This window comes from Paenibacillus sp. ClWae2A, assembly GCF_032452295.1.
Taxonomy (GTDB): Bacteria; Bacillota; Bacilli; order Paenibacillales; family Paenibacillaceae; genus Paenibacillus.
In genome coordinates, this window is sequence record NZ_JAULSQ010000005.1 from 249,407 (window position 1) to 270,590 (window position 21,184).

A 21,184-nucleotide genomic window follows, 5' to 3' on the forward strand; every position below is an offset into this window, starting at 1 on the left:
TCCCTTTACAAAGGTCAATAGACAGAGTAAAGTGAAGTACAGTGTGATTTGGTCCGGTTGCTAGTTCTCATTCCAAATATATCTGATTAAAGGAGTATATAATGAAATCCAACAAACCTAGAACGTTACAAAAAAATATAGAGTTTTTCACGGCGGCACTATCGCAATGTATGGTAAGCGCATGGCAGGAAGACCCGGCTGGCGTCTATTGCGAGGTCGGTTGTGGCATTGTAGAGCGGATCAGTGAAGACAGTGTACGCATCCGAAACAATGACGGAACGAAGAGTCATTATGCACGGGATATCACGATGTTCCAGACTGAAAAATAATTTTGCATCAATACGTAAAAAAGACTAGCTTTCCGAAACAAGGTGTTGTATACTCTTGCCACAAGGAAAGGAGGTGCGTCAACATTTCTAATGACATGTTGAACGTGTCCCTTACCCGATCCACTAGCTCAAATTAAATGAGTCTGGTGGAGGCGCGGGATACGGATCAATGTTTCAAAAAGCGCCACGGGTAGAAAAGCCGTCTTCGGACGGCTTTTTGTTTTCTCTTTTTTATAGAGAGGTTAAGAAAACACCCAAAATATTGGAAAAAGACCCTTTAGTAGCGCCAACCAAGATGGCTATAATGAAGATGCAACTCAACCCAAATCCGAGGAGGCATCTTGTAATGTTTAAAAATGTAAGGGGTTTCAAGACATCCATCATGTTGGCTTTTGTTTTGTTATTCACCTCCATCCTGTTGCCCGCAGGTCAGCATGCCAGCGCAGCACCAAGTTTCGCCAAAGGAGCCGACATCAGTTGGGTACCCGGCATGGAAGCCCAAGGGTACAAATGGAAAGATAAAAACGGGATACAGCGTGACATCATTGATATTTTGAAAAACGACTATCAAATCAATTCCGTTCGCATTCGGGTATTCGTTAATCCTTCGAATGATTATGGGAACGGTTACATGAATAAAGATCGTGCAGCTGCACTCGCACAACGTGCCAAGAATGCTGGCATGAGCGTAATGCTCACTCTGCACTACAGTGACTCTTGGGCAGACCCTGGTCAACAAACCAAACCTGCCGCATGGAAAAACTACACGTTCCAACAGCTCATGGATGCGGTATGGAACCACACTCGTGATGTGATGACGGCGATGCAAAGCAAAGGCGTTACCCCGGACTGGGTACAGATCGGGAATGAAACAAGCAACGGCATGTTATGGGAAGATGGCAAAGCATCCACCAACATGAAAAACTATGCGTGGCTGGTAAACACAGGCCATAACGCAGTGAAATCCCTGAGCAGTGGCACCAAAACCATTGTGCATCTCGCAGGTGGAGATGATAATGCCCTCTATGTATGGAATATTGGTGGTCTGATTAATAACGGAGCTAACTTTGACATGATCGCCATGTCCCTCTATCCTTCCGCTTCCGGCTGGAACACCGCTGTGACCAATACGGTAAACAACGCCAAGGATATGATCAACCGTTATGGCAAAGAGATCATCATCTCCGAAATTGGCATGGACAATAATCAGGCTGCAGCAGGTAAAAGTTTTGTTGCCGCGATGAAAAACCAAATCCGTAATCTGCCAAATGGCAAAGGTAAAGGTGTATTCTACTGGGAGCCTCAGGCTACACCAGGATACAACGGCGGCTACGGCAAAGGCGCATGGCAGTCCAATATGATGCCAACGGCTGTCATGGAAGGATTTATTGACTAGGTACGGTGGGTAGAAGTTCGGGCTTTGGCGGACAGCGTGGTGGGCGTTCCGGGGGCGGATCGTTCTTATGATCGCTGTTATCCCCAGATTTTATGAATTACCCTTATTAGGGGAAAATCCGGGGATAAAGGCGAACGCTCCGCTTCTTCAGAATCGATTCCGCCCCCTCCACTACGTTGCTGCTCCTTGAGACACTTCTAAAACCGTGTGTAGGCAAATGGATTAGTAGTAAGGTAAACAAGGGCGGAAGGCGCTGTTCCCGGTGGGAGTAGCGCCTTTTGTGTGTTTGCGGGCAGCGCGGTGGGCATTCCGGGGGCGGATCGGGCACTCCTAAAGCGTGTCGCAATCAATCGAGGAGGGGTTGCATCACTCGGGCTGGAGACTGATGTTCTTTTGGCTTACATATGAATATAATAAGTTTATTGAGATAACACATAGGATCAACTTTTTATAGGAGAGGAGGCATAAGGATGAGTTTTATAAAAGGGCTCGGTCAGTTAGCTGGGGAAGTTACCGGGAAAGTGTTGGGCGGCAGCGTGAGGGTTGTTGGTGAAATTGCGGGAAGCCCCTTTATCAAAGAAATCGGAAACGACGTAGAGAAAGCTACGATTAATACAGGCAAAACCGTGGGACAACTGGCTAGCGGGACATATGATCTGGCGAGTGGTGCGATTCGAAAAGATGATACCGCCATAGACGCGGGGCTTGCCGATATTGGAGGTGCCGTAACCAATACTGCAAAAGGTGTAGCGATATCAGCCAAGTATGTATATAACAGCGGTAAAGATGTTGTTGTGGGCATGAAAGAGGAAGATAAGGACAGAGTGAAGCTTGGTGCCAAGAATCTTTTAGCTGCTGCTGCGGTAACAACACTCGCTGTCGGTGTCATTGATGCAGTTGATGGGGCTGAAGGTGTGGATACGTAGGGATTTGGATTAGATCACCAATAACACAACAACTGAAGAAATACAGCCTAGCAGGGCAAGCAAAATATGGAGACAACTAAATCAGATTTTTTCAAGTAAAATCCGTTGTCTCTTCTGAATTAAACACGAGTAGATGAACACCGTTATCACAACAGGCAGATATAAATGAAGATCCGGACCATCCGTGCTCGGTAATAGTTTATTAATATATCTGCCTATCGTCTCGTTGACCATCATGAACCCATATATACTACCGATTATTGCTGAAACTGCAAACTGAAATAGTATCTGAACTACAGCATTCTTTACAAAGAATGGATCACGTTTGCGGTAAGTGTTATTAACCATCATATATCTGTCGCCTCCTCGTTTTTCTATTACTCTGTTTGGTTACTATTTTTGATTACTACTCCTGTATTTTACCATAACGTTGATCAGCCTTCCTTTTTAGTTTATCGACCTATCGCTTCCCAACAAACAAAAAATTGCCCTCTCCACCTCATTCGCGGGAAGGGCAATTATGGCGATACCAGATACATCCGTTCAGCTTACCTTAGCAAGTCTCGTAGCACGCATGGATGCGGCAGCGTATACGATGAGCGCTGTCCAGATGAGCGCGAAACCAACGAGCAAAACTGGCGAGACCGTTTCCTTGAACACAAACACACTCAGGATCAGCATGATTGTCGGCCCAATATACTGTACAAAGCCGAGTGTGGACAACGACATTCGAGCAGCCGCCCGTGCAAAGAAAAGAAGCGGCAACGCCGTTACCACACCGGAAAGCAGCAGTTCGAAGAACATCGGTGCAGGCAGAGTCCATGCCGTGGCTTTTCCTACTATGGCTAAGTAGATCCAGTAGCCCAGTGCAACGGGCAAAACTACAGCTGTCTCCGAAAATAAACCCACAGAAGCGTCTTGCTTAATCTTCTTCTTCGCCAGACCGTACAAGCCAAATGACACGGCCAGCGAGATCGCAACCCATGGGAAACGTCCGTAGTCGATAGCGATGATAAGCACCGCGACACCAGCGATGGCAATCGCGAGCCATTGCCCACGGTTTGGCTTTTCATGAAGGAAGACAACCGCGAGCAGCACATTCAGTAACGGGTTCAAATAATAGCCCAGACTTGTCTCAACAACATGACCATTGTTAACTGCCCAGATGAAGATAAGCCAATTAATAGCAATTAGCAGCCCACTCGCAGTAAGGGACAGCAGCGTCGAACGACTGGTCAAAATGCGCTTCATGTCACTCCAACGACGTTGGACGGCAACAAAAATCCCCATAAAGACAAATGACCAGACAACCCGGTGCGATAAAATCTCGCCTGCCGGTACATTTTCAAACAACTTCCAATACAGCGGGAGAACCCCCCACATGATATACGCAATGATTGCGTTAATTAACCCATTGTTCATAACTAGTTCCCCTCTTATTACTCTAATGTCTCAACGGATTATACGCCTCGATCCTCGTTTAAGTAAAGGGGGTAATAGGTCATACAGAAATCCATGCCTAGTTCAAATGGCTTTTTCTTTGAGCAAAAATCCCCGTTTAGCGCAACCAAAGTATACTTTGCGTTTTTTCTTTCTTAATCTCATAAAGAAGATAAAGATCGCTGCAAATACGACTACACCTACGATAAACAAATCAATATCTTGCTCAAACATAAACCACATTTTGTGTTCTACGTTCACTTGTTGTTTTGGTGGAAATCCTTCCCCGAATAGCTCAGTTGCTTGGTTCAAATGACGGACTACTACTTAATTCGCCATCCACTTCGCTAAAGTATATTAAGTATTTGTTACCTTCCTTGAAATCAAACCCCCAAGTGAAGTTAGTTGCAATAATTAGTTGAGAGTCAACTTCAGTATTCCAACTCCTCTCAACTTCCACTAAAATATATCTAATTTTCTCTTTGGTCCCCGTAAATCCCTCTCGCTTCAAGTCGACCTTTACTTGCTTTACTTCACCATAAACAGCTCCATCATATATTTCTAACTGTTCTTGGGGACCTCCCGATTCAACACATGACAAAGCGTTAGCATTTTGTGCATTTGGGATAAAGAACACGCTAGATATAAAAAATATTAACGTAATTATACGAAGCTTCAGTTTTTCCACCTTCTTCTCATCATGTTAATGGGTACATCTTTATTGACCTGTTTAACAGGAAAAATGTTGCATTTCCCCTGGCCATTAGGTGAATGAACAACGAAGCAACCAATCGGACACCGTTGGTTGCTCCATTTGTCTTTAATACTTTATCATTCAAGACTAAAAGAAATAAAACTAAGATATTTTTCTTACAGCAAACCATAGCTCAACAAAATTCAGTCCATCTTTACCACCAGTAATTTCAAATTCCATTCCGTCGACCTGTTCATATCCTGTAGTAGGAAGCCATTCAGAAAAGAATCGTCTATATAAGGTTTCAATGGTTGCATCGAATTTATCCCATGTAAAGGGATCAGAGGAAAAGATCGCCCACGTGTGTGCTGGTATCGTTATACTTGTGTAACCATCGGGTTTACTTGCTTCACCTTTAAATGCACACAGCATGCACTTTATGATAATTCGAATTCAAAGAGTTCGGTAGATCACCGGCATTTGTAGCAAGTCTTTCAACCTCGCCATTTTCGTGGCTTTGCTTCCATAATTCTGCAGGGGTCTCTACTCCGTTTAATTGAAACACTTTCTCAATTCCAAATATTTCGAAGGATTCTTTTGTTTCGATACGATAGTTCATAGGCTCTTCCCCTTTAATTGAGATAAGGAAGGAAAGCCGAGGATAGGCTTTGAGGGCAGTCCCTTCTTCACGAGCCATCGCTGGATTCACACCATGCAATGATTGAAAAGCTCTTGCGAATGATAAAGGTGATTCATACCCATACTTTATGGCAATATCAACAACTCTCCTATCACTATTCTGCAATTCAATTGCAGCGAGAGTCAGCCGTCTTCTTCGTATATATTCCGCAAGTGAAACATTGGTAATGAACGAGAACATTCTCTGAAACTGATGTGAAGAACAATAAGCACATTGAGCAATTTCCTTCAACTCGATCTCGCCGCCTGTTATTTGAATCGCTTTACTTTTCAGTTCCCAATTGGATGTCTTCAAATGGTAGGTATGTATTCAGTTCAACTTCTTTATATACGCGTACATAATTGACATCAAAGGTTGGAAAAGGAGCTAATTCCTTACTTGTTAAGAGCTTCATTTCTTCTATCTCAGTCTCGTTCATACCCCAATAGGTTTGCCCCAAGGTTAAATGAGGATGATATTTATCCATTTCAAAGTAACGGTCTAAAAGTTCTTGTGACGGAGAAATCGCTTTTACCAAATTTCGATGTAACTCAATGATATTGCTCGTTTCAACACTAAGAAATGTAACAGCACTTCCAAACGATTCCGGTTCTGATAATGATAATTGAAAACTTGGCATTAAAGAGCATGTCTGTCTCACACTTTCTAACCAATGAAGATCAACGGTAAGACCACCCTGCGCTTTTACAGTGATATGAGGCTCGACTACATCATTAAGACGATTACTGGACCAACGATCACGAAATGCCACAATTTTTTCTTTATAATCATCTGGAGAGGTAATTCCAATGAAGTATTTCATATTACTGTCACATCCTTTAGCAAACTAAATAAATCTTAAAATCAAAAAGCAACCGACCCTTTTGATCAACTGACGAATGGTGTTCATTTCAGTAACGTTTCACTTTCCTCCAACATGAAACACACCGATTACGGTTTCACCATCCTTGTCATACAGTGGAATATCACGACCATCTGGTGATCTGCTGTTCTGTATCGCAATAGCTTCTTCAGGTGTTTTTGGTTGCTCGCCATCCATGCCTTTTTTCAACAGATATCCGTCTGTACCATCCACACCAGTAGCCAAGATTAAGTCAGGTTCCGTTTCTGGAGAAGTCGCATATGCGGCAGAACCATATGTCTGTCCATTCTTATTTTTCGGATAAAAAGAAGTGATGTGAAATTGATTCATCTTATTTTTAACGTTTGTATATTGGGATAACCCTGAACCACTCGATACACTAATCATAAAAACGGCAAAGATCAATAATATAACTCCTTTAGAATACATCTTCACAACTGTTCACTCCCTTGTACTTTTGAACTCGCAGAAATTCCAATGAAGAGAAGATGGTTTTCACATAATCTCGTCCCCTTCCCATCTTTAGAATAATATAACATATATTCAAAGGAGTAGTTGGAAGTTGAACTATAATCATCTAATCTGTCTAACGTTATTGCAGAACTTCCCTTTTCGATAACACAAAAAAAACGGACACCGATCTGTGGAGATCAGCGTCCGTTTGTATGTTCCATATTATCATTTAAAAGTGTTACTTCACTTCGCCAACAACGGTAAAGCGCTCGTTTTTGTGTTGTGGCTTCTCGATCTCATCAACCAAAGTAATGCTTTGGAAGTATGAAACTTACTTGTGTATGATTTTAAATAACGTTAACCGCGTTTTCCCTCACAGCATTCACCAAATCAACAAGTTGCTTTTGCTTCGTACTATCAAACAGCTTAATGAAACTTTGCGGTCGATCAAAAGGTGCCTTCATTAGAGAGGATGTAGCTTCAATGTACCCATTCTCTGCTATATAATCAATCAACTTACGTACAAACACAATCTGTGCTTGCGTAAGAGACTGATCATTAATAAAAGTAGAGAATGCCTGCATCGCTGCTTCATGCTCCAGCTTGGCAATCTTACGAACAAGCAGGCCGAATGGCGTTTTCTTGAACTCACGTTCGTAATCTGATGCTGTGCCTAACTCACCAGTGAAGATATGCTCCAAGCTTTCATAATCACCCGCAGTTAATGGCAGATTGTTTCGCAGCTTATGAATCGCTAGATGATCCTTATTGTTCTCGATATACCGATTAACCTTCAATCTATAATTCTCAAAATCATACGCTGCACCCAGTGCTTCGCCGATACGTTCACCCAAAATCTCATCCTCAAGATTCGTATAGATGATCCGACTGCTACCTTCGTCCACTATAAATTTAATGAGATCACGCAGTTCTACACGAACCTTCTCAAAATCTAATATCACTGACTCCGACCAAAATTCGTCTGTATCTATCGCTTTAATAAGCGTAATTTTAGCTTTAACCTGCGGAATAGTAGCCTTGGTTTGTAGTGCTTGACCCAACTCCACCAATTGCTTTTTATTACGTTTAAATTGCTTATTCGCTCCGAATGTACCGAGCATTAAGCCATACAAGAGATTGTCGAATCGCTTGGCATATTCATCACGATCATCCATAAATACTAAAGAAGCAAGATTCGTATTCAGTTCAAATACATCGGTCTCAGAGAGGCAGATAAATGCTTCTTTATGCTTAAACTTCTCAATGTATTGAAGCTGCATTTTGACCGAAATCAATTCAAGATTCAATGCATTAATTTGACTCCACACGTCATGAATGAGCTGCTCACGTAATGCTTGATACGCTTCACCCATATAATCCATATGCTGCAACTGCTGAGTCAGCTTCACGCGTTTGGAAAAAATGAACTCGGACAAGCTCAATGTCTCTGCACCTTGTAAGCCTTCTTTATTTTGACGGAAGAACTCGAAGTTACTTAGATAATCAAAAATCATGAAATGAGTTTTATCCTGGCCTTCACCAAACAAGTCTTTCCTTAACCTCGTACCACGTCCAATCATTTGCCAGAACTTCGCTTTGGAGCGAATACGTTTGAAGAAGACCAGGTTCACGACCTCAGGCACATCAATCCCTGTATCCATCATATCAACCGAAACGGAAATATATGGTGCTTTATCAGCTAGTTTGAATTCATCAATGGATGATTGAGCATAGGTATCTTCATAGGTGATTTGGCGAATCAATTGACCATGATATTGCGGATATAGCTTATTAAAGCGTTGCACGATGTAGTTGGCATGCTTTTTATTTTGAGCAAAAATAATGGTCTTGCCGATGAGATCGCCACCGCTAACTTTTATACCACGAGTCATCAAATCTTCTAACACCCGATCAACCGTATTTTGATTGAAAATAAAATTATTGAGCGCCGGAGCTGGAATTTCCTCAGGCAGTTCACCGTCTTCATCAACAAAATCATCTTCATAACGGTTGCGGTCTTCTGGAGAGAGATCATCATACGTAATACCTTTCTCCAAAAATTTCGTTTGCACCTCAATATTGTAATAAGGAACTAATACTTTATCTTTCTCCACAGCTGTCTCATAATCATAGGCATAAGTAGGAACATCGCGTTCCATTTCAAAAAACTCATATGTATTACGGTCCACCTCTGACTTCGGAGTGGCTGTCAAACCTAACAATATAGCATCAAAATACTCAAATATGACTCGGTACTTTTTGAAAATACTACGATGGGCTTCATCAATAATAATCAGGTCAAAATGGGCAGGCGTATAGAGACGTTGTCCATCATCAGACCTCGCTGTATCAATGGCATTAAGAATCGTAGGATACGTCGAGAATACAATCCTTGCTAACCTATCATCTTTGTTGCTCAGCAAATTACATAGGGTCATATCTGGAAGATATTGCTTAAAGTCGTCCTTCGCTTGCTTAACTAAGGACTTACGATCAGCTAAGAACAACACATTCGTCACATGCCCGCTTCGAGATAACACATCCGTTAAACTCGATGCCGTACGTGTTTTCCCTGTACCTGTCGCCATCACAGTAAGCGCCTTACGATGGCCTTCTTCAATATGCTTACCAACCGCGCGAATCGCTTCTTTCTGATAATAGCGGTCTGTAATTTTATCGTTAATGACGATTTGTTCTAGTGGCTGCTTTTGTGTACGTCGTTTGGTTAGCTTTTCTAGATCATTGCGTGAGAACATGCCACTGACTCTGCGTTGAGGAGAAGATTGATCATCCCATACGTAGGTGTCAAAGCCATTGGTGTTGAACATAATGGGGCGCTGGCCATACTTCTGTTCTAGGCAATCCGCGTACAGCTTTGCTTGTTGCAATCCGACTAAGGGATTAACCGATGTACGTTTCGCTTCAATTAAAGCGAGCGGAAGCCCATCACGACCATAGAGCACGTAATCGACAAAGCCAACATTTTCGCCATTAGGCATGCCTTCCACTTTGACTTCTTCCCGAGCATCTTCACCCAAGGTCCAACCTAATAATTTAAGATCAACGTCAATATATTTCTTACGTGTGAGGAATTCTGAGATGTCTTGAGGGGTGAATGTTCGCTCTTCTATATGTTGCACTTTGTCTTGCGTTAATTGCTTGCTTAGTGCCTCCACCTGAGCACGAAGCTTTTCAATTTCACTTTCTTTCTCAGACAGCAGCCCTTGTGTTTCTTTAATCCGTCTAACATCTATATGAACCTGTTCTGTTGGAACCAACTGCTCAACAAAAACGCGTTCTTCATATTGATTCCCATAGCAGTAATCGATCCATTGAATAAACTCAAATAATGCGGCTAAGGCAAGCATAGCTTCACTATTGGTAATGTTCTTGTTCGTATGGACACCTAGATTGCCTAGCTTAATAATATATGGAAGCTTGCTCCACGTCTGTGAATCCACTTCGAAACGAAACGATGGCTCGTGTATTAATGACTGTAAATTATCTTTATACGGTGTCTGCATGGATCGATCTGCTGCATACACCCACTTTACCGCAAGTTCTAAAGCCTTCCGGCTCCCCACGGCGGACATCGCAGGAGAAGTCGCACATACACGTTCAGCTTCTATACAAGCATGTGCAAACATCTCATATTGCGCTTGCACACTCAAAAATGTAAAATTTGCAGTCATTTCATTCACCTCTCAAATAATAATCGAATATAAAAGAACACTCTCATTGTTCTTGAAGACTATAAATATATGTTAAAAAAATCCGGAAAACCGGAAATTCTCTAGATAGATGAAATTTTGTGACTTCTTGCCTATCCTTGATAAAAAGTAGTTGTTTATCGCGAGAAGCTGTTGAATTTAAAGTTTCTCTATGCAAGCAAACAAACAAGTCAATTTGTATGTTAACCCCCTCTCTATTCTGGCTATATGATTTTGATATTCTCTCATATCTATATCCGAATTCAGAATATAAGGTTTTCTTAGCTACACGAGTTTTATACGCAAACAAAGCAAGTTGGATGTGTTTAGTTTCACTAAACCTAGTGAAAAATTGATTTTTTCTACTTGTTTCATTAATATCACGTAAAGTTAGATTTCCCTTCACCTCAATTACCATTAAACAATCTGCTGGATCTACTAAATAAAGATCTCCACCCAAACACCTTTTATACATATTTTTCCTACACACTAAAATATCACATTGATTGCTTCGCTCCCCATCACAGACTATAAATCCACTAATAAACTCTAACATTCCAAATCTTTCTCGCAATTCTTTTATTAAAATATTCTCACCACAACGTCCCATCTCTGCATTATGATTTAAATATTCCGCGATAAAATACTTGCAAAATAAAATTTGCTCAGAGTACTCTTCATAAATTTTCAGAATATCTGATGCCAAGCAATTCACCTACTCTATTAATATTAAACTAATTAAAATATTGGCTCATCAAAGAATCGAAGAGTGTTTGGGTTTCTTTAATGGATTGCTTGACTAGAGATTTTTGTTCTTCGATTTTGGTTACGATGATTGCGAATTGGTTTTGTAAGGATAAGGGTGGAACTGCTACTACTATCTCTCCGATTTTCGAAGGAGAAGTATGTCTGACCTTTATGCCAGTAGCCATTAAGTGAATAATTTTCCTAACATTAAAATCATTAAATAAATAGAATAAATACTTCTTATTTAACTCGTCATTTTTGACTTGTATTAATCCCAATCGCTGGTTGTGTAAAAATTTATTTGATTCTGGTACAAAAAGCGGACTCCCTAATAATCCTTGAGCTTGCTCAGTCATAGCAATAAGTAAATCATCTCTATTTAGGATATAATCTTCCTTTGGCTCCCCTAAATAATACTTCTGCTTTTCTCCTCTATCCCTATATCCACCTTCTTCATAGAAATTCCCTGGAGTTAGTAAAACATATAGGCCAGAATTTGAAAAGTATTCTCCATCGAATGCAAATCCATGTTTTATAGATATTTTATTGTGTAGACTACTAACTTCCCATCCCTTTTCATTTAAAACAGGATCACCGAACATATCATAAAACACAGACCGGATAAGCCTATCTAATTCTTCAAATTGCTTTTTCCGTAAAGTAAGAAGTTCAGAAACGGTATCAAGATTTTGAGCAATTTGTTTTTGAACTTCAAGAGGGGGGAGGGGAATTTCATATTCATTTATTATTTTTTCATTCACACGTGGTAAATTCGCACCAGCTGTACTACTACTAGCATGACTTACAAAACGCTTTCCCTTTAGTATATAGTAAATAAACTCTTTAATAGATTTGTCTAATTGAACGCTTATAGGAAATATATCAGTACTACATACTCCCTTTTTCGTTGGTAATGCAACCTTATTCAAATTAGGACGTAACTTGCCATATAATATATGTTGATCAGTAAAAGTATACTTATTACTTTTTATTCCGGAGTCCCCAGATTTATTATTGTTTAATATTATTCCAGTATCTTTCTCTATATCTTCTAACCCAATATAATATGAATCCTCTTCAATATGCGAAGCCTGTATGGATATTCTATTTATTCTAATTACATCCCCCAACTTCACCTTTTCCCACTTACTCACCAAGAAGCCCCCTTAGTTCCTGCATCTTAGAGGCAATCTCCGTATCTATCTTCTCTAGTCGATCCATAATAATCGCTGGAGCATCATATTCAACCTTCTCATAGACAATCTCTTTATAGCGATTAATGGATAGATCATAACCATTGTCCGCTATCGCAGCTTTATCAACCATAAAGCTTTGTTCTGTTGGTTTATGATCTGTCTCAGCATCAAGATTGTGGAATCGAGCCAAAATATCTGGAATATCATTCTCAGCAATTGCTGCACGCTTATCATCTAGCGAGTATCCATCCGCCTTCATATCATAGAACCATACTCTCTCTGTACCACCAGCATCTGTTTTCGTAAAAATCATGATCGCTGTGCTAACTCCTGCATATGGCTTAAATACACCGCTTGGCATAGAGATGACCGCTTCCAGTTTATGATTCTCGACTAACTCTTTTCGAAGCGATTTATGAGCTTTCGTTGAACCAAATAATACGCCGTCTGGAACAATGGCAGCACAACGTCCACCTTTGCGAAGCATACGTAAGAATAGAGCTACGAATAGCAACTCAGTTTTCTTCGTATCACAGATCGATTTCAAATTATCATTAATACTATCTGCATCAACCGTTCCTGTGAATGGAGGGTTAGCTAAAATCATCGTATATTCGTTAGAAATGCTATTTTGCTTCGATACGCTATCTACATAGTCAATATTGGGGTTCGTAATGGAGTGGAGCATTAAGTTCATCGCAGACAGACGCAGCATCGTGCGGTCAGTATCGAATCCAGATACGATGTCACCTGCATACGTGTCCCATTGCTCCGTGGTCATCGTCGCTTCATATTGTTCACGAATATATTCAGCCGTTGAAACTAAGAAGCCTGCTGTACCACAAGCAGGATCACATATCCGATCATCTGGCGTTGGAGCCAATAAGCGAACCATTAAGTCACGAATATGCTTCGGTGTGCGGAATTGTCCATTTTGACCAGCAGTAGCAAGTTTGCCCAACATATACTCGTATAGATCACCTTGCATATCCAATTCCTTAATATCATGCTCATACAATTCATCTAATCCTGTAATCATCTTCTGCAAAACCTGAGGTGTAGGCATGAGGAAGATGGCATCCCGCATATAACGTGCGAATGCAGTCGTTGAGCCTTCACTCATCCCTTTAATAAATGGGAAAACTTCATTACTAATCGTATCGAATATGATACGTGGATCTTTGTTCTTAAAATTACTCCAACGCATCGCCTGTCCAGCTTCTGTCTGAGGGAATATTTTCGGAAGCTTGTCGCCACCAAGTGCCTCAAAGCTTTCAGCATCCAAATCCTTATCGTCTAATGAACGGATAAACATTAAGTACGTTAATTGTTCTATAACCGTCAGTGGATTCGATATCCCACCCGCCCACAGATCAGACCAAATTTTATCTACTTTATTACGAATTTCTCCTGTTAGCATATCTAGTTCCCGACCTCTCAGCTATAGCACATATATATACATTTTTTTAAAAAATTCAATATGAAATTAACTTTCTTTATAATACCATGATTGCGTAATTCCAACCAAACAACAAAGGATTTTTGTATTTTAGAACGGAGAAGACCAGTAGACTTATATCCGAATGTTCTTTCTAACTATGATTTCCCTTTACTTGCACATAGTCGCCCCTCTAGTAGCACAGGCCCCTTGTACTACTGTGTCCTTGACAGACAACAAAGAGCACTTCATCCAATCGCCGATGAAGTAGTAACATTCACCAAAGTACGTCTGTTGATTCTACGAGTTATACATACGACCGCTGTTAAGCTACATGTCAGTTTACAAATAGGTCTCTATTCAGTAATCAGTGCCTGACAACTTGTGTCCAAAGAAATTCGGCTACCCGAGCATCCACAAAAACTACTTTTATAAAACATGTGCAGCATGAGTATTGTTTAAAGCCGAGTACTAATTTCTTTTTTGATGTCTGTTTTGAGCCAGATTTTCTATAACATAAAAAACGGACACCGATCTGTGGAGATCAGCGTCCGTTTGTATGTTCCATATTATCATTTAAAAGCGTTACTTCACTTCACCAACAACGGTAAAGCGCTTGTTTTTGTGTTGTGGATTCTCGATCTCATCAACCAAAGCAATTGCATAGTCTGCATAGCTGATGTAGCTGTTGCCTTCGCTATTCACGAGAATAACGTCGTTGCCAGCTTGATATTTGCCGGTGCGTACACCTTCTGGATTAAAGAATCCAGCCGGGCTCAGGAATGTCCATTGAATACCCGAGGATGCTTGCAGATCCTGCAAGTTTTGGCCTTGGTTCGTTGCAGTTGCTTTGTATGCATCAGGGAATCCTGGGGATTCAAAGACACGCAACGTTTTGGACTCATCTGTGAACAGGCTTCCTGCTCCACCCACAACGATCAGACGAGTGTTTGGTGCATCCTTCAGGATATTGATCAACGCTTGTCCTACTTCCACATGCAGGTTTTCTTTACCCGCTGGAGCACCAAATGCATTTACAACCACATCAAACGCTTTAAGATCTTCAGCTGTAAGATCGAATACATCTTTCTCCAGCGTATTCAGGCTTTTATCTTCCAATTTGGATGCATTACGAACGATTGCCGTTACCTTATGCCCTCTGTCTGCTGCTTCTTTCAAAATTACACTTCCTGCTTTGCCTGTTGCACCAATGATTGCAATGTTCATCATGATCTCTCCTTTGTAATTATCGATATTGTTTATGTTTGAATTTTATATTGTAACTATATTTGTTACAACTAAGTTTGTCAACCTTTTCTCTTTTCAAAAGGAATGCGTATTCAGCTGCGAACTCTTTTGTTAGAGTTATTGTGATAGTAAAAGGGCTCTTGACCTTGTTTTTTTAAAAGTACATTCTGTACAGTTTGTCCACGTGGGTGATGGTTCTGATCTAAGATAAGACGGTCCAGTTGCAAGTTAAAGTCACATCGCTCAGGCACACATAACAAAATTCGTGTCAGAAATTCCAGCGCGTCCATGCTGCGCAAGCGAGTAACAAGCTCGGCCGTCATATGATGCACATTACCTTTAACATTATTCCCAATCGCTATCCCTCCACTCTCTCCGTCAATATACTGATTGGGATCATTCGGGTCCTGCTGAACTTCACGAAGCCATAATACATTCTCGTCGATGAAAAATATGTAGCGTTTGTTTAGTACACATCCATCGTAATGGTAGTACTCATCATCATCAAATGGTGCGATAGCAACTGAAGCATGTTCGAGGCGGTCATGGCTGTTCATAATTCAAATGCTTTCGTAATGATGATAAAAGCATAGATGAATCGGCTCATTTCTAACCATTCGAAGCAACATGATAACTTCATTTTTGCTTTGTTATGCGAAGTTAATATACTGATGATCACAATCATGATTTGTTCTCCCTTCCATTCTGGATATACTATTTCGGTCCCAGCAACTTCCCCCTTATTCCTTCCTTTACGAGTGATTTTGTGAGAGATGATTCGTTCGAGTAAAACGTTGCAATTTTTAACAGTTTTACTTTCCTAGTACTACTTATAAAGTAAAACTGTTACATGAATAATACTACTCTGAGAGTAGTACGTCAATAGTATTTACTGAAAAGTTTTACTCGCTGCGTGTGATCCTTTATAATTGTATTGTGACTACTCCGAGGGGGCGTATCAAGTGTCAACTAATCAAATCAAATTTAACTTAAATGAAGTCCTTGCTGAGATCGGCACAACGCGAAATAAAGTAGCTGTCGAGTCTAAGACCCGTCCTGCTACGATCTTGGATCTCGCAAGTGGAGATACACGAACCATTAAGCTCGAAACAATGGTAGAAATATTGAACGCGATCAATCGTATTGCAAAGGAAAACGGAAGCACGCGTCAATTCGGTATTGAGGCACTAATAGATTATATACCGCAAGACAACGAAGAAAGTGGTTAACAATACGCTTTTTTGCGTGTGTTTACCTTTAGAATATGTATCCGGGGAACATACGTCACTGATATAAAGCGTAAAACACCGGTTATTATCTACGTTGATCTACGAAAAAAGTTATAAAACTAGGAGCACTTCTTATAAAATCGCGCAGTAAAATTATTCATTTATCGACCAAACTCCGTCTGTGAACGCAGAAAAAGCCCACCTTCAAAGTGATAAGCGGTAATTTGCCTTTGAAATTCATGAACCCAATGAATTAATATCGGCTATGGGGTGGTATTGTGTAGTAAACGTTCTCAATTCCGCTTAGTTCAGCAGAACAAGAAATTATTTTTTAAATTAGGTATTCAATCAAGGAAATTAATTCCATAAGATAAGAAATAATAACACTTGCTGCGTCTCAGCCCAAAATGAAAAGAAAGTTCGAGCTGCTGTAAACTCTTGTTGCGATTTTCAACTGGACTGATCATAGGTTATAGGATGATACGCGGCAGAGGCGTCATCTGGCAGACCTTAGCAATCCTGATCCTTACCCACGCATCATTTAGATAAGGAAGGATGATCCACAGCCTCATGTGGCCACTGCATTCGGGTTATGAATAGTCAATCTACATACGCGGTTTTTCGCAAGTGAGCGGGATAGTTAATGCGCAAAAGCTCGTTAACCAGGTTCAACCCTAATACAGTGTCTAAAAACAAGTATGAAAAAAGCACATCGTCAAAATATTACTTGAGAGATGTGCTACATTTATATGTTTGCATCATTTAATTAAAAAGTTACAGAATCTAAATTTAATTCAACTGCAGTCTTTACGCGAGTTGCGAAGATCTTACTATCAGCACCATTCATAAAGGATTCTTCGCATCCCTCACATACATACACAGGAACATTAAAGACTGTAACTAATTTATCGCCCAATCTGCCTAATTTCGCCTTATGAGTAAGGATTGGATGCTCTCCACATATGCATTTTATGTTTGATGTTTGCATCGGTACCCCCGGCATGATAGTTGATAAAGTTGCACTCATAATGATTCCCTCCTTATTTAGTATATGCGCAGAGTAAGAGTTTATACCTGTTTATCATAACATTATATAATAGTTACAGCAAGTATGAGACCACTGTCGTCTTTTATGAAAGCAATTGAGACTTCACCTTGAGAACCATCTACTTTAATACCTATGACAGTGAATGTAAATGTAGGCATTGATTGTTCCTTTATTTTATGGAATTTCAATTTTGCTTTACGCACATCATCAGCTTGTTTAATGACGTTTATAATATCGTCGTAAAGCTCTTGCACACTGTCTCTATACCAGCCTCTCTTTTGCAACAGATTAGGATTAAGAGCATGGTCATCTGTTATGTGTTCAGACAGCCGTATTAGGTTTTCACCCAATGGATCATCAGATTGATCTAATCTTCCTTTTATTTCTGATAACACATTACTGATCTGGTCCTGATTTAAAGAAGCAATGTCAACTCCATCTTTTCTTATGTATTCTGCTTTTTTTCTTAGTACATTTAGCGCAAGTGCATTAAATTGCTTTTCAGTTAATTCAATGACATCGTCAGTCGACACTGTAAACTCAATACCATCTCTAGTAGTTACTTTCTTCTCATAACCTTCTACAGATGAAATGATATCTCCACTTTCTGTAATTGTTTCCAAGTCCTCGGACACTCTCCTAATACCCCTTTCAACTTCCACAGATATTTAACGAAAATCTTATCATATATTGGAAAAAAGAGATAGTAAAAACGATTTAACCATAAGTGGCGTTCTTTGTACAAAAACCATTTGACTTTCCATGGATTTAGACCGTTAGTTTTAAGTGGAATAACATAGGATGCCTGTTTGGCCTTAATCTAATTCCGAATAGCTTCTGAGCTACAAGCTGTGTCTTTAAGAATATAGCTTCATGTAATATCAAATTCCTGAAATAAATCTATCGAACGGAATCATAAACTCGGCCACCCATCAGAAGAAAAGTCGTATCTGACCCGATCGTATTTCATATACGAAATGTGGTCGCGAATAGTACTGACGTAGATAGGCTCAATCAATGTGATATCCGGATGAAACTCATGAAGACATTTCACGAAGTAATCGTAATGTTTCGTGTAAGCCTTAAGGCTCCTTTCGCATACCCCCTCCACCTTCTTCGGGCTGAATACAAAATCAAGCGCCTGTTCAAATGTAAGTTCCGGGTATAATCGTACATCGCACGCACCAATCGGAGTTCGCCGTTCTCGTTTCTTTAACGCTATAACAAAAAGACCTCCATAACGTAATTAGTACGAAACTAATACGTCATAGAGGCCGTGATTCACAACCCTGAAATGCCATTTCAAGGATTGATAACGTTCATCGTCCGGGGTTTTTAACCTAACGAAATACCTGCGCAATTCACAATCTGCACCGTTAAGGCTATCGTTACAGGCTTGCGTCCGTCATCCGTTATCGAATGCGCTCAAACCCGCGCCAACTTAACAATCCTTGTCAGGCACACCCGCGTCTTCCTTCGTACGGAAAGAAGATCCACAACCACAAGTGGCTACCGCGTTCGGATTATGGATGGTGAACCCACCCGTCATACCAGACTCTTCAAAATCAATTTCGAGTCCATTCAGATATTTCAGGTTTTCCTTCTCAACTACAACCTTCATGTTCTGAATATCCATATACAGGTCCTCATCGGACTCTTTATCGTCAAAGCCCATGGCGTACGAAAATCCGGTGCAACCGCCCGGTGCTACGCCAAGACGCAGGAACATACCAGGTGTCTCTTGCTGTGCAAGCATCTCTTTCAATCTGTCAGCAGCCGTTTCGCTGATGTTAATCATGCCAGGTCACTCTCCTTTTTCATATAAAATCATGTTCAAAAAGGGCGCTTTTCAGTACCAAGAAGATGGGATGAAGATAGAAATGGAGTAGCGGAGCGTAGGCAAAACTACGTGAGCAATAACATTTCGGCTGAATCCCATATTCGACGCTGAGATGCCGCTAGGCATCCTTCGTAATCAAAAGCGTACTTTTTGAACAACCTTTCGTTAACTCTTCTTTAAATTATACTCCACCCCGTCAAGGGTCTCAAGTCATGTTTGCCTCTTTCCGCGTTCCCCCTGTACTCCTTTTTCTTCCCAGTGTATTGAACCCCCGGGACACGAGGTTTATAATGAATAGGTGGTCGCACTGAAATGTCGGGATTTTGTCATGACTTATTCAGACGATGGTCATAATTGGAGTTGTAATTTTTTTCACATTTCGAGACTGCAACGCAGTCCCTAATGCATATATGAGTCACAACAGACTCCATTTTTTTGAAAAAATTTAGCTTTCATATGCAGCACACGCTGCACCGGGTAAATAAGAGTTAGTCCATATAAGAAGGCGGCAGTTGACCGCATCTTTGCTATGTAGTTCTGTAAGTCAGGTCCTACACACAACTCAATTCCGGTAAAGAACAGGAGGAAACAGTATGTCTACATTGGTAACACCGTTCACAGACAAAAGAATGGCTGAAATCGTTGAGAAAGTGCAGAACGGCGTAAGGCTGAACGTAGAAGACGGCGTATATCTGTATGAAACAGATGATCTGCTGACTTTGGGCCAGCTGGCCAATGAGGCCAACCTGCGGAAGAATGGTAAGAAAGTATATTTCATCGAAAACATGAGTCTTTATTTTACAAACGTATGCGAAGCCCGCTGCGCTTTTTGTAATTTCCGCAAAGACCAGGGTGAAGAAGGCTCTTATACATTATCCGGTCAGGAAATGATCGATTATGTAGAACAGCATATTCATCCGGGCGTACGTGAGTTCCATATCGTAGGCGGACATAACAACCATGTTCCTTTTCAATATTATGTCGATTCCCTGCGTGCTTTAAACGAGAAATATCCGGATGTTACGCTAAAAGCTTACACGGCAGCCGAGATTGATTTCTTCACTCGGATTAGCGGACTCAGTATCAGAGAAGTTTTGCAAGAACTGCAAAAAGCAGGTCTGAAAACATTGACTGGTGGCGGCGCTGAGATTCTGTCAGATGAGTATCGCAAAAAAATGCGTGTAGACAAAGCCAACGTGGATCGTTATCTTGAGGTGCACCGCACAGCTCATAATCTCGGCATGCGTACACATACAACGATGTTGTATGGATCAATCGAATCCTATGAAGACCGCGTCAACCATATGGTGCAGATTCGTGAATTGCAAGACGAGACCAACGGATTCATGGTCTTTATCCCGCTTTCCATGCAGCCAAAAAGTAAAAACGCGAGCATTATGCGTCGTAACTCGGCTTACGAGGATCTCAAAACAATTGCGATCAGCCGTTTGATGCTGGATAACATCGATCATATTAAAGCCTACTTCATTAACATCGGTCCACAACTCGCTCAAGTCGCTCTTGGATTCGGTGCTTCGGATGCACACGGTACGATCGTTCGCGAACGGATTAGTCATGCGGCAGGTGCACTCACACCTGAAGGCCTTACACGTAAAGAGCTCATCTGGCTCATTAAGGGTGCAGGACGTATTCCGGTAGAACGTGATACGTTCTACAACGAAATTCAAGTGTACGAATAGGATATAAATAGAACACCATTTACAATCAATATTGCATCAGCACCACTCCAAAACGCAGCTTTCATTATAGGGAGACGTTTGAATTCGAGTGGTGCAAACTGCTGAATGATATCTTCAATTTTCAATGTCACCTTTTCAATTATTCAAATCCAAACAAAAGGAGCAGCTATGTCATTGCATAGCTGCTCCACAGTTTACAGCCCCATTTCAGTGGGACTGATGCAGAAA

General features: G+C 40.8%; 21 protein-coding genes. 5 read left to right on the forward strand and 16 right to left on the reverse strand.

Translation table 11 applies throughout. The features are described 5' to 3' along the window. Positions 1 to 101: 101 nt before the first annotated feature. From QVE09_RS17800 to QVE09_RS17810, 3 genes are all read left to right on the forward strand, one after another. Complete coding sequence (locus tag QVE09_RS17800) at positions 102 to 329, forward strand: hypothetical protein (RefSeq protein ID WP_017692425.1); 228 nt, start codon at positions 102 to 104, stop codon at positions 327 to 329. Between the two features lie 346 nt (positions 330 to 675). Beyond that, positions 676 to 1,725, forward strand: a complete 1,050-nt coding sequence (locus QVE09_RS17805; protein ID WP_397387055.1) for a glycoside hydrolase family 53 protein — start codon at positions 676 to 678, stop codon at positions 1,723 to 1,725. A 470-nt stretch (positions 1,726 to 2,195) separates the two neighbouring features. Then, positions 2,196 to 2,651 (forward strand): hypothetical protein, encoded by a 456-nt coding sequence (locus QVE09_RS17810; RefSeq protein ID WP_315937853.1) that lies wholly within the window; start codon positions 2,196 to 2,198, stop codon positions 2,649 to 2,651. 543 nt (positions 2,652 to 3,194) lie between these two features. Here the strand turns inward: QVE09_RS17810 and rarD are convergent. From rarD to QVE09_RS17875, 13 genes are all read right to left on the reverse strand, one after another. Then, positions 3,195 to 4,073, reverse strand: coding sequence for an EamA family transporter RarD (gene rarD, locus QVE09_RS17815; protein WP_315937854.1), 879 nt, complete (start codon positions 4,071 to 4,073; stop codon positions 3,195 to 3,197). A 102-nt stretch (positions 4,074 to 4,175) separates the two neighbouring features. Beyond that, positions 4,176 to 4,403, reverse strand: coding sequence for a hypothetical protein (locus tag QVE09_RS17820; protein WP_315937855.1), 228 nt, complete (start codon positions 4,401 to 4,403; stop codon positions 4,176 to 4,178). After that, positions 4,387 to 4,779, reverse strand: coding sequence for a hypothetical protein (locus QVE09_RS17825; RefSeq protein ID WP_315937856.1), 393 nt, complete (start codon positions 4,777 to 4,779; stop codon positions 4,387 to 4,389). The genes QVE09_RS17820 and QVE09_RS17825 overlap by 17 nt, the downstream gene beginning before the upstream one ends. A gap of 168 nt (positions 4,780 to 4,947) precedes the next feature. Next, a complete protein-coding gene (locus QVE09_RS17830; RefSeq protein WP_315937857.1) occupies positions 4,948 to 5,217 on the reverse strand; it encodes a GyrI-like domain-containing protein in 270 nt (89 codons plus the stop codon). After that, on the reverse strand, positions 5,201 to 5,716 hold the full coding sequence (locus tag QVE09_RS17835; protein WP_315937858.1) for a helix-turn-helix domain-containing protein: 516 nt from the start codon (positions 5,714 to 5,716) through the stop codon (positions 5,201 to 5,203). The genes QVE09_RS17830 and QVE09_RS17835 overlap by 17 nt, the downstream gene beginning before the upstream one ends. Before the next feature lie 31 nt (positions 5,717 to 5,747). After that, complete coding sequence (locus QVE09_RS17840) at positions 5,748 to 6,287, reverse strand: 2'-5' RNA ligase family protein (protein ID WP_315937859.1); 540 nt, start codon at positions 6,285 to 6,287, stop codon at positions 5,748 to 5,750. A gap of 99 nt (positions 6,288 to 6,386) precedes the next feature. After that, a complete protein-coding gene (locus QVE09_RS17845) occupies positions 6,387 to 6,752 on the reverse strand; it encodes a hypothetical protein (RefSeq protein WP_315937860.1) in 366 nt (121 codons plus the stop codon). A 395-nt stretch (positions 6,753 to 7,147) separates the two neighbouring features. Beyond that, on the reverse strand, positions 7,148 to 10,492 hold the full coding sequence (locus tag QVE09_RS17850) for a DEAD/DEAH box helicase family protein (protein WP_315937920.1): 3,345 nt from the start codon (positions 10,490 to 10,492) through the stop codon (positions 7,148 to 7,150). A gap of 43 nt (positions 10,493 to 10,535) precedes the next feature. After that, positions 10,536 to 11,216, reverse strand: a complete 681-nt coding sequence (locus QVE09_RS17855) for a DUF6602 domain-containing protein (protein WP_315937861.1) — start codon at positions 11,214 to 11,216, stop codon at positions 10,536 to 10,538. Between the two features lie 28 nt (positions 11,217 to 11,244). After that, positions 11,245 to 12,411, reverse strand: coding sequence for a restriction endonuclease subunit S (locus QVE09_RS17860; protein WP_315937862.1), 1,167 nt, complete (start codon positions 12,409 to 12,411; stop codon positions 11,245 to 11,247). Continuing rightward, positions 12,404 to 13,873: a type I restriction-modification system subunit M gene (locus tag QVE09_RS17865; protein WP_315937863.1), complete on the reverse strand. Its 1,470-nt coding sequence runs from the start codon at positions 13,871 to 13,873 to the stop codon at positions 12,404 to 12,406. Before QVE09_RS17865 ends, QVE09_RS17860 begins: the two co-directional genes overlap by 8 nt. Before the next feature lie 603 nt (positions 13,874 to 14,476). Continuing rightward, on the reverse strand, positions 14,477 to 15,118 hold the full coding sequence (locus QVE09_RS17870; protein ID WP_315937921.1) for an NAD(P)-dependent oxidoreductase: 642 nt from the start codon (positions 15,116 to 15,118) through the stop codon (positions 14,477 to 14,479). 113 nt (positions 15,119 to 15,231) lie between these two features. Then, positions 15,232 to 15,696, reverse strand: a complete 465-nt coding sequence (locus QVE09_RS17875; RefSeq protein WP_315937864.1) for a hypothetical protein — start codon at positions 15,694 to 15,696, stop codon at positions 15,232 to 15,234. A gap of 405 nt (positions 15,697 to 16,101) precedes the next feature. Here QVE09_RS17875 and QVE09_RS17880 point away from each other — a divergent pair, with 405 nt between their 5' ends. After that, positions 16,102 to 16,368: an XRE family transcriptional regulator gene (locus QVE09_RS17880; RefSeq protein WP_315937865.1), complete on the forward strand. Its 267-nt coding sequence runs from the start codon at positions 16,102 to 16,104 to the stop codon at positions 16,366 to 16,368. Between the two features lie 766 nt (positions 16,369 to 17,134). Here the strand turns inward: QVE09_RS17880 and QVE09_RS17885 are convergent. The 3 genes from QVE09_RS17885 to QVE09_RS17895 all read right to left on the reverse strand — a co-directional run bounded on the left by QVE09_RS17885 (position 17,135) and on the right by QVE09_RS17895 (position 19,214). Further along, positions 17,135 to 17,395, reverse strand: coding sequence for a YgiT-type zinc finger protein (locus QVE09_RS17885; RefSeq protein ID WP_315937866.1), 261 nt, complete (start codon positions 17,393 to 17,395; stop codon positions 17,135 to 17,137). Between the two features lie 62 nt (positions 17,396 to 17,457). Further along, positions 17,458 to 18,039: a hypothetical protein gene (locus QVE09_RS17890; RefSeq protein ID WP_315937867.1), complete on the reverse strand. Its 582-nt coding sequence runs from the start codon at positions 18,037 to 18,039 to the stop codon at positions 17,458 to 17,460. Positions 18,040 to 18,857: 818 nt separating this feature from the next. Next, entirely contained in the window at positions 18,858 to 19,214 is a 357-nt protein-coding gene (locus QVE09_RS17895) for a HesB/IscA family protein (RefSeq protein ID WP_062837974.1), read from the reverse strand. 635 nt (positions 19,215 to 19,849) lie between these two features. Here QVE09_RS17895 and mqnE point away from each other — a divergent pair. After that, positions 19,850 to 20,956 carry an aminofutalosine synthase MqnE gene (gene mqnE, locus QVE09_RS17900; protein ID WP_315937868.1) on the forward strand — a complete coding sequence of 369 codons (1,107 nt, stop codon included), beginning with the start codon at positions 19,850 to 19,852 and terminating at the stop codon, positions 20,954 to 20,956. Positions 20,957 to 21,184: the final 228 nt, after the last annotated feature.